The sequence below is a fragment of the Variovorax sp. YR750 genome, from assembly GCF_900109805.1.
GTDB lineage: Bacteria > Pseudomonadota > Gammaproteobacteria > Burkholderiales > Burkholderiaceae_C > Variovorax > Variovorax gossypii.
Window position 1 is genome coordinate 102,684 of the sequence record NZ_FOBJ01000003.1, and the last position, 11,719, is coordinate 114,402.

Annotated in this window: 9 protein-coding genes and 1 tRNA gene; 3 read left to right on the forward strand and 7 right to left on the reverse strand. The window is 68.1% G+C overall.

The window, feature by feature from the left end:
• Positions 1–65 precede the first annotated feature (65 nt).
• Genes BMY35_RS06965 through BMY35_RS06975 form a run of 3 tightly spaced genes read left to right on the forward strand, consistent with a single transcriptional unit; the run spans position 66 to position 5,820 of the window.
• Positions 66–2,528 carry a DUF5682 family protein gene (locus BMY35_RS06965; protein ID WP_093196302.1) on the forward strand — a complete coding sequence of 821 codons (2,463 nt, stop codon included), beginning with the start codon at positions 66–68 and terminating at the stop codon, positions 2,526–2,528.
• On the forward strand, positions 2,525–3,649 hold the full coding sequence (locus BMY35_RS06970) for a VWA domain-containing protein (RefSeq protein WP_093196305.1): 1,125 nt from the start codon (positions 2,525–2,527) through the stop codon (positions 3,647–3,649). Before BMY35_RS06965 ends, BMY35_RS06970 begins: the two co-directional genes overlap by 4 nt.
• Positions 3,646–5,820 carry an SWIM zinc finger family protein gene (locus tag BMY35_RS06975; protein WP_093196307.1) on the forward strand — a complete coding sequence of 725 codons (2,175 nt, stop codon included), beginning with the start codon at positions 3,646–3,648 and terminating at the stop codon, positions 5,818–5,820. The genes BMY35_RS06970 and BMY35_RS06975 overlap by 4 nt, the downstream gene beginning before the upstream one ends.
• A 72-nt stretch (positions 5,821–5,892) precedes the next feature.
• Here the strand turns inward: BMY35_RS06975 and BMY35_RS06980 are convergent.
• The 7 genes from BMY35_RS06980 to BMY35_RS07010 form a co-directional block, all read right to left on the reverse strand.
• A tRNA-Thr gene (locus BMY35_RS06980) sits at positions 5,893–5,968 on the reverse strand.
• 56 nt (positions 5,969–6,024) lie between these two features.
• On the reverse strand, positions 6,025–6,600 hold the full coding sequence (locus tag BMY35_RS06985) for a ClpXP protease specificity-enhancing factor (protein WP_093196309.1): 576 nt from the start codon (positions 6,598–6,600) through the stop codon (positions 6,025–6,027).
• Positions 6,601–6,757: 157 nt separating this feature from the next.
• Positions 6,758–7,369 (reverse strand): glutathione S-transferase N-terminal domain-containing protein, encoded by a 612-nt coding sequence (locus BMY35_RS06990; RefSeq protein ID WP_007835362.1) that lies wholly within the window; start codon positions 7,367–7,369, stop codon positions 6,758–6,760.
• 96 nt (positions 7,370–7,465) lie between these two features.
• The gene (locus BMY35_RS06995; RefSeq protein ID WP_093196311.1) at positions 7,466–8,242 is read right to left on the reverse strand and encodes a cytochrome c1; all 777 of its coding nucleotides are present in this window, start codon (positions 8,240–8,242) and stop codon (positions 7,466–7,468) included.
• A gap of 36 nt (positions 8,243–8,278) precedes the next feature.
• Complete coding sequence (locus BMY35_RS07000; RefSeq protein ID WP_093196313.1) at positions 8,279–9,715, reverse strand: cytochrome b; 1,437 nt, start codon at positions 9,713–9,715, stop codon at positions 8,279–8,281.
• A 14-nt stretch (positions 9,716–9,729) separates the two neighbouring features.
• Positions 9,730–10,347 (reverse strand): ubiquinol-cytochrome c reductase iron-sulfur subunit, encoded by a 618-nt coding sequence (petA, locus tag BMY35_RS07005; RefSeq protein WP_093196315.1) that lies wholly within the window; start codon positions 10,345–10,347, stop codon positions 9,730–9,732.
• Between the two features lie 170 nt (positions 10,348–10,517).
• Positions 10,518–11,324: a response regulator transcription factor gene (locus BMY35_RS07010; protein WP_093196317.1), complete on the reverse strand. Its 807-nt coding sequence runs from the start codon at positions 11,322–11,324 to the stop codon at positions 10,518–10,520.
• Between the last annotated feature and the right edge of the window lie 395 nt (positions 11,325–11,719).

The window sequence follows — 11,719 nt, forward strand, 5'->3', positions numbered from 1 at the left end:
CAAGCCGGTTCCGCGGTGTTCCGCAAAGGGCCTTCGCTTCGCTTGGCGCGCCATCGGTGACGAGGATGAGCGAATCACCCCACATCGTCGGCGTACGCCACCACAGCCCGGCCTGCGCGCGGCTGGTGGCCGAACGCATACGCACGCTGCGCCCGTCGTACGTGCTGATCGAGGGCCCCGCCGACTTCAACGAGCGCCTCGACGAGCTGTACCTGCCGCACCGGCTGCCGGTGGCGATCTACAGCTATCTCTCGGGCGACCGCACGCACCGCGGTTCGTGGTCGCCCTTTGCCGAGCATTCGCCCGAGTGGCAGGCGCTGCAGGTGGCGCGCGAGGTGGGCGCCGCCGTGCGCTTCATCGACCTGCCGGCCTGGCACGACGCCTTCTCGCGCATGGAGAACCGCTATGCCGACGTGGTCGACCACGAGCACGAGGAGCGCGCCGAAGCCTACGAGCGCGCGCTGACAGAAAAGCTCTCGGTGCAAGGTCGCGACGCGCTGTGGGACCACCTGTTCGAAGACGGCTGCGACGAGGCCGAGCTGGCCCGGCGCCTCTCGACCTACTTCGACAACCTGCGCGGTGAAGACCCCGGCTCGCAGGGCAACCAGGCGCGCGAGGCCATGATGGCGCGCTGGATCGCCTGGGCGATGGCACAGCCGGGTGAACCGGGCCGGGCGCAGGCGCTGGTGGTGTGCGGCGGCTATCACGCGCCGGCGCTCGCGCGGCTCTGGCAGGGGCTGCCGGCGGAGTTGCCTGACACGCCGCAGCCATCCACCGAATCAGACAACGAAGACGATGAAGGCAGCGAAGGGGACAGCGGCGAACCGGAAGGCCCGCTGCGCTTCGGCTCCTACCTCGTGCCCTACACCTTCAAGCGGCTCGACGCCTTCGCGGGCTACGCATCGGGCATGCCCTCCCCGGCCTACTACCAGTGGATGTGGGAGCACGGCCCCGAAGGCGCCGCGCACCGTGCGCTGCAGCACGTGATGCAACGGCTGCGCGAGAAGAAGCTGCCCGCCTCCACCGCCGACCTGATGGCCGTGCACCTGCGCGCGCAGGGGCTCGCACGGCTGCGCGGGCACGACAAGCCGCTGCGCTCCGACTGGCTCGACGCGCTGGCCGGCGCGCTGGTGAAGGACGCGCTCGACGCCCCGCTGCCCTGGACGTATCGCGGCGCGATGCGCCCCGGCACCGACCCCGTGCTGGTGCAGGCGATGGACGTGCTGGCCGGCGACACCGCCGGCCGCCTCGCGCCCGGAACGCCGCAGCCGCCTCTCGTGGCCGCGGTGCAGGCCGAACTCGCGGCGCACGGCATCGTGCTGCGCGGCCAGCTCAAGCTCGACCTGCTGGCCGAGGCCGATCGCGCGAAGAGCCGCGTGCTGCACAGGCTCGCGATCCTGCGGCTGCCCGGCGTGCGCCGCACGCAGGGGCCGAAGCTCGCGATGTCGGGCGAGCGCACCGAGCAGTGGTCATTGGCAGAGCCGCTCGAGCAGCAGGCCGCGCTGATCGAGGCGGGCGCCTGGGGCGCCAGCCTGCACGACGCGGCACGCGCCCGGCTCGAAGACGACCTGCGGCAGGCCCAGGGCCGGATCGGCCCGTTGGCCGATGGACTCAACCAGGCCGCGTGGGCGGGACTGTCTGCGCTCAGCGAGACGCTGCTGCGCGAACTGCGAGCCGCGATGGCCGCGGAGCCGCGCTTCGAGGCGCTGGGCCCCGCCCTCTCGGTGCTGCACACGCTGCTGCGCCACGGCCAGATGCTGGGCATGGCCGACGCGCCCGTGCTGCGCGTGGTGATCGAGTCGGGCTTCGACCGGGCGCTGTGGCTGCTCGAGCCGCCCGCCGCCATCACGCCGGCCGACATGCAGGCGCATCTCGAAGGACATCTGGCACTGCGCCGGATCGTGGCCGACGTGCTGGCCCATGCGCAGGACAACGCCCACGACGCACACGCGCCGTCGCTGCTCGACGTGGAGCCGGCCCGTGCGCTCGCCGTATGGCAGCGCAAGGCCGCCGACGCGAGCGCCGCCCCCGTGAGCCGTGGCGCTGCGCTGGGCGCGACGCTGAGCCTCGCGGGCCGCCTCGCCGATGGGCATGAGAGCAGCGGCGACCACGGCGTGGACGAAGCCATGCAGCTGCTGCACTCGCTGCCCGCCCCCGTGCTCGGCGACGCGCTCACCGGGCTGCTCGCGCTGGCGCGCGAGACGCTCGCCTCCGAACCCGCCTTCGTCGCCGGCATGGACCGCACGGTGCAGGCGCTGGACAACGCCGACTTCGTGCGCGCCATGCCCAGCCTGCGCGCGGCATTCGCCTGGCTGCCGCCGCAGGAACGCGGACTGCTCGCCGACCAGGTGCTGACGCTGCACGACGCCAGGCACCTTTCGCGCCGTGCCCTCACCGCCCATCGCACCGGCGAAGCCGCGCCCGAGCAGCTGGCCGAGGCACGGCGCGTGGAAGACGCGGTGCTCGCGCGCCTCGCCGCCTGGGGCGTCGCGCTGGAAGAAGACACCGAGAAAGCCCCTCGCCCATGAGCCTCGACATTCCCGATCCGCTGCAGCGCTGGCGCCTGCTGCTGGGCGACCCGGCCGAATCGGCCTGCGGCGGACTGAGCGCCGAGGCGCAGGCCGCCGATGCCGCGCTCGACTGGCTCTACGGCCGCGACAGCGACCGCGCGAGCCGCGGCGAACGCAGCGCGGGCCTGGGGCCGTCTGCACTGAGCACGCCGGACTGGATCAACACCATCCACACGCTCTTTCCGAAGGAAGTGATCGAGCGGCTGGAGCAGGACGCCGTCGAGCGCTACGGCATCGACGAGGTGGTGACGAACCTCGAGGTGCTGGAGCGCATCGAGCCTTCGGAATCGCTGCTGCGCGCGGTGCTCCACACCAAGCACCTGATGAACCCCGAGGTGCTGGCCGCCGCACGCAAGCTGGTGGCCGAGGTGGTGCGGCGCATCATGGAAAAGCTCGCCACCGAAGTGCGGCAGGCCTTCAGCGGCAGCCGCGACCGGCGCCGCCGCTCGCGCATGAAGGTGGCGCGCAACTTCGACTTCAGGCAAACGCTGGCGGCCAACCTGCATCGCTACGACCCGCAGCGCCGCAAGCTCTACGTGGAGCGCCCGATCTTCATCAGCCGCACGAAGCGACATGCGGAGCCGTGGGACATCGTCCTGCTGATCGACCAGAGCGGCTCGATGGTCGACTCGGTGATCCACAGCGCGGTGATGGCCGCCTGTTTGTGGCAGCTGCCCGGCATGCGCACGCGGCTGGTGGCCTTCGACACGGCGGTGGTCGACCTGACCGCCGATGTGTCGGACCCGGTCGAGTTGCTGATGAAGGTGCAGCTCGGCGGCGGCACCGACATCGCGAAGGCGGTGGCCTATGCGCAGTCGCTCGTCGCCAATCCCTCGAAGAGCATCGTGGTGCTGGTGAGCGACTTCTACGAAGGCGGCAGCGAGCACGAGCTGGTGCGGCGCGTGAAGGCGCTGGTCGAGTCCGGCGCCAAGGTGCTGGGGCTGGCCGCGCTCGACTCGAATGCCGAGCCCAACTACGACCGCGAGATGGCGGCGCGGCTGGTGCGCGAAGGCGCGCAGATCGGCGCGATGACGCCGGGCCAGCTCGCCGGCTGGCTGGCCGAGAAGGTGCAGGGATGAGCGGCGAATTCGCATTGCGCGCCGACCTGCTCGAGCTCACGCCCGAGGCGCTGACGGCGCTGGCGAACGCCGGCTTCGTCAAGCGCGCGCAGAAGGACGTGGCGGCCGGGCTGCTGCCGACGCTGGAGACCGGCGCCGACGGCACGGTGCAGGCGCAGTTCGACGACGGCGTGCGCACCAGCCTGCCGCCGGGTCGCACGCTGCGCGACGCGCAGTGCAGCTGCCCCGCGAGCGGCATGTGCCGGCACCGGGTGATGCTGGTGCTGGCTTACCAGGCCCGGGCCGCATCGGCCAAGGCCGACGCACCGGCCGCCGCGCCCGAAGAAGCTTCGGCCGAACCGGATGGCGCATGGAGCCCCGCGCAGTTCGATGACGCCGTGCTGGCCGCGAGCCTCGCGCCCTCAGTGCTCGAGCAGGCGAACAAGCTCGCCGCCGCGCGCCCGGTGGTCGGCGTGCAGGCCTGGCGCAGCGCCAGCGCGCCGCCGGTGGCGCGGCTGCCGATGTGCAGCGTGCGCTTCTTCTCGCGCAGCTCGCTGGTTCATGCACGTTGCGACTGCAAGCAGGGCAGCGGCTGCGCGCACGTCGTGATCGCGGTATGGGCGTTCCGGCAGGCCGGGGCGCTGGCGCCGGGATCGGCGGAGGTGATGGTCGAGGTCCAGCCGAACGCGTCGGCAAACGGGGACGCGGGCGACGCCGTGCCGCAGCCTTCTTCCGTGATGCAGGGCGAAGCCGCGCTTGCATTGCGCGCGCAGGTCGACGCCCTGCTGCTGTCGCTGTGGCTGGACGGATCGAGCCAGCCCGCGATGGCGCTGGCCGCCCGCTTCGAGGCCGTGCGGGACCAGGTCCGCGCGCAGGGCTGGAGCTGGGTGGACGACGCGCTCGACGAACTCTGGCAGCTGCTGCAGGCGCAACAGGCGCGCAGCAGCCGCTTCGAGCCGCTGCGGCTGCTGCGCGTGCTCACCGAGCTGTGGGCGCGGCTGCAGGCTGCGGCGCATGCCGGGCGGCCGCAGCAGCCGGGCTCCGCGCGGGCCGCGCTGCCGGCAAGCCAGATCCTCGGCATCGGCGTGAAGGGCGAGGTCGCGCTCGACCATCTGCGGCTGGTGTCGCTCGGGGCCGAACTCTGGTCCGACGAAAGCGCCGAGGGCGCGAGCATCCTGTTCGCCGACCCCGACACGCAGAACGTGACGGTGCTGGAGCGCCATTGGTCGCGCGAAGGCGACGCGGCGGCCGGCGGTGCCGCGCCCAACCTCATGAACCGGCGCGTTGCCGGCTTTCCGCTGCGGCAGCTGGCGAGCGGGCAGGTCATCACCAAGACCGCGACGCGACGCGCCAACGGGCTGGTCGACATCACGGCCGGCGCGCGGCAGACGGGCGTGCTGCCGCTGTCGCCCAAGTCGTGGGACGACCTCGTCGCCCCGCTGCGGCAAGACAGCGTGGCCGCGCTGGTGGCTCACCTGCGCGAGGCCCAGCCGGATTTCGTACGGCCGAGGCAGGCCGCGAGCGGCTCTTCTGCCGGTGCTTCGGGTCAGTTGCACGTGGCGGCCTTCGAGCGCATGGAAGTGGCCTCGTGCCATTGGGACGCGGCGGCACAGGTGCTGCACGCTCGACTCGGGCAGGCTGCGCCGGAGGACTCTGCAACGGATGAAGCCGGTACGGACGGCGACGACCAATGCCTGCATCTGGCATTGCCGCATCGCGCAGTCTCGCCCGGCGCGGTCGATGCACTGGCCCGCACGCTCGCCGGCGAACACGGCCCGCTGCGCGCCGTGGCGGGCACGGTGCACCTGCAGGGCGACCGGGCCGTCATGCAGCCGCTGGCGCTGCTGACGGCGCAGCGTGCGGTGGTGCTTCAGGTCGAGGCAGCCGCGCCGCAGCCCCTGGGCCTGCAGAGCGACACCGAAGAAGCACCCGCCCTGAACGCTCTCGCCGGCGACACGCTGGAACTGCTGTCCCTCTGGCTCAGGCAGGGCTTGCGGCACCAGAGCGGCGGCGCGCTGTCGCGGGCGCAGGCCCAGGTACTGCGGCTGAAGCAGGCAGGGCTGGGCAAGAGCTCGACGCTGCTGGCTGCCGTGCTGGAAAACATGCGCTCGTCGCAACGGCCGGCGCTGGTGGCCCAGCTGGCGATGCTGGGGCTGCTGATGCAGGGCGTGGCGCAATCCGCCTCGGCTTGAGCCGGAAGCCGGAGAACGAGAAAAGAAAAGAAAAACCCCTGAGCCGTTTCGGGACTCAGGGGTTCTTTTTCGTGGTGCCGCTTGTCGGAATCGAACTGACGACCTTCCGCTTACAAGGCGGGTGCTCTACCAATTGAGCTAAAGCGGCGAATTCCAGTGATTCTAGTGGTGCCGGCCGGCATGCCCGGCGGCCCGCTGCATCCGCTACTTGATGCGCTTGAGCGACGGCCTTGCGCCGCCACCGGCCGGCGGGCGCGGCGGCTCGTCGGTCGGGTCAGCGGACGCACCGGCATCGACTGCTTCGCTGCCGTCGTCGCCCGTCACCAGGTGGACGATCTTGCCGGCGTCGCCGCCCTCCGCGCCACCGCGCGATGCATCGCGCAGCGGTGCCCGCGAAGCGCCTTGCGCGGAAGGCGCCGATACCTCGGCGCCGTCGTTGTCGGACGAAACGGCAGGCGCGGGCGCGGGAAACGCCATGCCCTGCCCGTTCTCGCGCGCGTAGATGGCGATCACCCGTCCCACCGGCACGCTGATTTCACGCGCCGTGCCCGCGAAACGGGCCTTGAACTCGATGAAGTCGTTGCCGAGCTTGAGCGAGCTGGTCGCATCGAAGCTGATGTTGAGCACGATCTCGCCGTTCTTCACGTACTCGCGCGGGACCTGGACGGTGTCGTCGACCTGCACCGCGACGTAGGGCGTGAACCCGTTGTCGGTGCACCATTCGTACAGCGCCCTGATGAGGTACGGGCGGGTGGAGGACGACTCGAGCGCGTTGATCATGAAATTGGTACCGTGCAATCGCGAAATCGCGGCCTCGAATAGGCCACTGTCTCTTCGCGGAACACCGCGGAACCGGCTTTGCCGGGCCGCTGGTGTTGCCCCCGGAAGGGGGTTGGCGAAGCGACACGAAGTGCGCGAAGCCTGGGGGCGATCTTAATTACTTTCGCATGACCTTTTCAGAGGGCGTGAGTGCCTCGATGTAGGCCGGGCGCGAGAAGATGCGCTCGGCGTACTTCAGCAGCGGTGCCGCGTTCTTGCTCAGGTCGATGCCGTAGTAGTCGAGGCGCCACAGCAGCGGCGCGATGGCCACGTCGAGCATCGAGAAGTTGTCGCCCAGCATGTACTTGTTCTTGAGGAACACGGGTGCCAGCTGCGTGAGGCGGTCGCGGATGTGCGAGCGGGCCTTTTCCAGCGCCTTCTCGTTGCCCTTGGTGGTGCGGTTCTCGAGCGTCGAGACGTGCACGAAGAGTTCCTTCTCGAAGTTGAGCAGGAACAGGCGCACGCGGGCGCGGTCGACCGGGTCGCCGGGCATCAGCTGGGGATGCGGGAAGCGCTCGTCGATGTACTCGTTGATGATGTTCGACTCGTACAGGATCAGGTCGCGCTCGACCAGGATCGGCACCTGGCCGTACGGGTTCATCACGCTGATGTCTTCGGGCTTGTTGTAGAGATCGACGTCGCGGATCTCGAAGTCCATGCCCTTTTCGAACAACACGAAGCGGCAGCGGTGGGAAAAGGGGCAGGTCGTTCCTGAATACAAGACCATCATGGCGAGAGACTCCTAAAAATCAAAAAGAGTGGGTCGCGTTGGCAACCCACTCTGCGGGACCGGATGCCCGAGGGTATCCGGTCGGCGTGGACGGAACTACTTGACGTCTTTCCAGTACGAGGCGTTCAGCCGCCACACGAACACCACCGACATGGCCAGGAACAGGAGCACCCATACGCCGATGCGGATGCGGGTGTTCTGTGCCGGTTCGGCCATCCATTGCAGGTAGCCCACCAGGTCGCCGACAGCAGCATCGTATTGCACGGGTGTCAGGGTACCGGGAGTGACTTGCTCCCATTTGCCCGTGAACACCTCGGCTTCGTGGCCGTGCTGCTCCACCTTGGCGTACACCGGGCGGCGCTCGCCTTGCAGTTCCCACAGGGGGTTCGGCATGGCGACGCTCGGGAACACGAGATTGTTCCAGCCGGTGGCCTTGGTTCCGTCGCGGTAGTAGGTGCGGAGGTACGTGTAGAGGTAGTCGGCGCCGGTGCCGCCGTGACCGGCGCGCGAGCGGGCGACCAGCGTCAGGTCGGGCGGCGTGGTGCCGAACCATTCCTTGGCCTGGCGCGCGTCGATGTTGGCCTTCATGGTTTCGCCGACCTTGTCGGTCGTGAACAGAAGGTTGTCCTTGATCTGCTGCTCGGTGATGCCGATGTCCTGCAGGCGGTTGTAGCGCATGAAGGCGGCCGAGTGGCAGTTCAGGCAGTAGTTGACGAACAGCTTGGCCCCGTTCTGCAGGGACGCCAGGTCGGTCGTCTTGTTGGGAGCCTTGTCCCACGCGATGCCCTCGGACTCGGCCGATGCCGCCGCGGAGAAGGTCAGGCCCAGAGCGAGCCCCAGGACCGCGAGCCAGCCGGAAATGCTTTTCTTCATCGTGTTTCTCTCAGCTCTCTTGCGCTTCTGGTTGTCTCAATGGGCGGCGAAGACCACGCGCTCGGGCACGGTCTTGAACTCGCCCTTGCGGCTCCACCACGGCATCAGGAGGAAGAAGCCGAAGTACACGAGGGTGCCGATCTGCGAGATGGTCTGCGCGATGTCCAGCTTGAACGAGCCGATGGCCAGTTCGCCCCACACGCCGGGAGGCTGGATGCCCAGGTAGCCCAGGATCAGGAAGAAGAACACGAAGAGGCCGTACACGTACTTGTGCCAGCCCGGACGGTAGCGGATCGACTTGACTTCGCTGTGGTCGAGCCACGGCAGGAAGAACAGGATGATGACCGAGCCGCCCATGACGACCACGCCCCAGAACTTGGCGTCGAAGGTCTTGAGCAGGAAGATCACCACGGCAGCCACGACGAGGCCAGCGATCTTCAGGCCCATGCCCGACTTGCCCTTGACGAAGTTCAAGATCGCGGCCGCGGCGATGATCAGCGAGAACACGTTGACCATGTCGTCGGTGGTCGCGCGCAGCATCGAATAGAACGGCGTGAAGTACCACACCGGGGCGATGTGGTTCGGCGTCTTCAGCGAATCGGCCGGGATGAAGTTGTTGTATTCGAGGAAGTAGCCGCCGGCTTCGGGGGCGAAGAAGATCACCGCCGAGAAGATCGTGAGGAACACCACCACGCCGAAGATGTCGTGCACGGTGTAGTACGGATGCGACGGAATGCCGTCCAGCGGATGGCCGTCGGGGCCACGCTTGGCCTTGATCTCGATGCCGTCGGGGTTGTTGGAGCCCACTTCGTGCAGGGCGATCAGGTGGGCGACCACCAGGCCCAGCAGCACCAGCGGCACCGCGATCACGTGGAAGCTGAAGAAGCGGTTCAGCGTGGCGTCGCTCACCACGTAGTCGCCGCGGATCAGCAGGGCCAGGTCGGGGCCGATGAAGGGGATGGCGGCGAACAGGTTCACGATCACCTGGGCGCCCCAGTAGGACATCTGGCCCCAGGGCAGCAGGTAGCCCATGAAGGCCTCGGCCATCAGGCACAGGAAGATCGCGCAGCCGAACACCCAGATCAGCTCGCGCGGCTTGCGGTAGCTGCCGTACATGAGGCCGCGGAACATGTGCAGGTACACCACGATGAAGAACGCCGAGGCGCCCGTCGAGTGGATGTAGCGGATCAGCCAGCCCCACGGCACGTCGCGCATGATGTACTCGACCGATGCGAACGCCTGGTTCGCGTCGGGCTTGTAGTGCATGACGAGGAAGATGCCGGTGACGATCTGGATCACCAGGACCAGCATCGCCAGCGAGCCGAAGATGTACCAGAAGTTGAAGTTCTTCGGCGCGTAGTACTTGCCCCACTGGTCGTTCCACAGCTTGCTCAGCGGGAAACGGTTGTCGACCCAGTTCAGCAGCTTGGCGCCGGCGGGTGCGTTGGGGGAGATCTCGTGGAATTCAGCCATGTTCTTCTTCCGCCTCAGGCCTTCTTGGAGTCTTCACCGATCAGGAGCTTGGTGTCCGACAGGTACATGTGCGGCGGCACCGGCAGGTTGTCGGGCGCAGGCTTGTTCTTGAAGACCCGGCCGGCCAGGTCGAAAGTGGAACCGTGGCAGGGGCAGAGGAAGCCGCCTTCCCAGTCGTTCGGCAGCGAGGGCTGCGGACCGGCCTGGAAGCGGTCGGTCGGCGAGCAGCCCAGGTGGGTGCAGATGCCGACCACGACCAGTACGTCTGGCTTGATCGAGCGGTGCTCGTTCTGTGCGTACTTGGGGGTGAATTCGTCGGGATGACGCTTGGAGAGGGGGTCGGCCAGCTGGCCGTCCAGCTTGGGGAGCTCCGCGATCTGCTCGGGGGAGCGCTTGAGGATCCAGACCGGCTTGCCCCGCCATTCGACGGTGATCTTCTCGCCGACCTTGAGTGCCGAAATGTCGACCTCGACCGCGGCACCCGCAGCCTTGGCCTTCTCGGAAGGCTGGAAAGTGCTCACGAACGGGATGGCAGTGGCCACACCGCCCGCCACGCCGGCACAGCCTGATGCAATCAGCCAAGTCCGCTTGCTGGTGTCGATCCGGGTCGAGCCGGAATTCATGTCACTCATGGGGGGATCCTCTTGTCTTCTTCGCTGGAGCAGGAGTCAACCCGCGATTGTAGCGGGGCGCTAAAGGGATATTCAATGGCCGCCATGCGCGTGGCCGGCGAACGACGGCAAGGCGCGCCGCGTACGCGGGCGCCCGCCGGGGGCGACAGGAGCCTGTCGCCGCGGGGACTTCAGTTCAGAAGGCCGTGCTGCATCGCCTCGTGGACCGCCTGGGTCCGCGACTTGACGGAGAGCTTGCGGTAGATGCTCTTGGCGTGGAACTCGATGGTGTTGACCGACAGGTACACCGCCTCGGCGATCTGCCTGTTGCTCCAGCCCTGCGCGATCAGGCGCAGCACCTTGAGCTCGCGGGGCGACAGCAGCCCCTGCGGCAGCCGCGAGTCCGGCCCCTGCTGATGTTGCTGCTGCTGATATTGATGTGGCTGCTGTTGCTGCGGCGTCTGGCCCTGCACGCGGATGGCCTCGATCGTGCGCGCCTTCGCGGAGGCGGCGATCGAACCGAGGATGCGCCGCGCGATGCGCGAGTCCATCGGCGAGCCGCCGCGCTCGATCGAACGCAGCAGATAGCCGAGCTCCGCATCGTCGGTCTCCGTCAGCAGGTAGCCGATGGCGCCGGCGGCGATGGCTGCGTTCACCAGTTGCTGGTCGTCGGTTGCCGACATGCCGACGCTCTCGATGCGCGGATAGGCCTGGCGCACATGCTGCAGCACCGCGACGCCGTCGTTGCCCGGCAGCCGCATGTCGACCAGCACGAGGTCGTAGGGCAAGGCCGCCAGCAGATTGAACGCTTCGGCGCGGCCCGAGGCGACCACCACGCGGCGATGCGGCGCGAGGTCGCAGAGGATGCGCCGCATGCGATCGGCGGAGACGGAATCGTCCGCGACGATCAGCGCTGCATGGAAGACGCCGCCATACAACTGCGCGGCCGTTGGCACCGGCCTCGCGGAGGCTGTGGTGTACGGGATGTTCATTTCCATGTCCGCTCTCCTGCCCTCGCGCACCGGACTTCGTCCGTGCCGCATGCGTTGTCGATGCCCAAGAAAAAATTGATCACGCGACTTCCTCTGGCTATCTGGCTACCCTGCGGGCAGCATCGAAATGTTGTCTTTCGTTTCAGATACCGCAGGAACGATGCCCACGCGGGCGAACAACGGCGCGCGCGATGCTTCGGCGCGTGTAGTACTTTGATTTCTTTGAAGAAATTGCCTCGAACCGCCTGAAAAACAGGCACACGGGCGGGCCCTTTGAAGGCCGTTTTTGCGTCGTTGTTACGTGCGAGTTACCGCGCGTGTTACGTAGCACCACGCCACACGAAACGCGCTCGAGATCGCGTTTCGAAACGTCACCACGCGATTTGCGCGATGCCCGCGAA

Bases quoted from the DNA above. Each gene is read 5' to 3' on its own strand.
- BMY35_RS06965 (WP_093196302.1), top strand. From the start codon at position 66: ATGAGCGAATCACCCCACATCGTCGGCGTACGCCACCACAGCCCGGCC.
- BMY35_RS07010 (WP_093196317.1), bottom strand. From the start codon at position 11,324: ATGGAAATGAACATCCCGTACACCACAGCCTCCGCGAGGCCGGTGCCA.
- BMY35_RS06990 (WP_007835362.1), bottom strand. From the start codon at position 7,369: ATGATGGTCTTGTATTCAGGAACGACCTGCCCCTTTTCCCACCGCTGC.
- petA (WP_093196315.1), bottom strand. From the start codon at position 10,347: ATGAGTGACATGAATTCCGGCTCGACCCGGATCGACACCAGCAAGCGG.
- BMY35_RS07000 (WP_093196313.1), bottom strand. From the start codon at position 9,715: ATGGCTGAATTCCACGAGATCTCCCCCAACGCACCCGCCGGCGCCAAG.
- BMY35_RS06995 (WP_093196311.1), bottom strand. From the start codon at position 8,242: ATGAAGAAAAGCATTTCCGGCTGGCTCGCGGTCCTGGGGCTCGCTCTG.
- BMY35_RS06975 (WP_093196307.1), top strand. From the start codon at position 3,646: ATGAGCGGCGAATTCGCATTGCGCGCCGACCTGCTCGAGCTCACGCCC.
- BMY35_RS06970 (WP_093196305.1), top strand. From the start codon at position 2,525: ATGAGCCTCGACATTCCCGATCCGCTGCAGCGCTGGCGCCTGCTGCTG.
- BMY35_RS06985 (WP_093196309.1), bottom strand. From the start codon at position 6,600: ATGATCAACGCGCTCGAGTCGTCCTCCACCCGCCCGTACCTCATCAGG.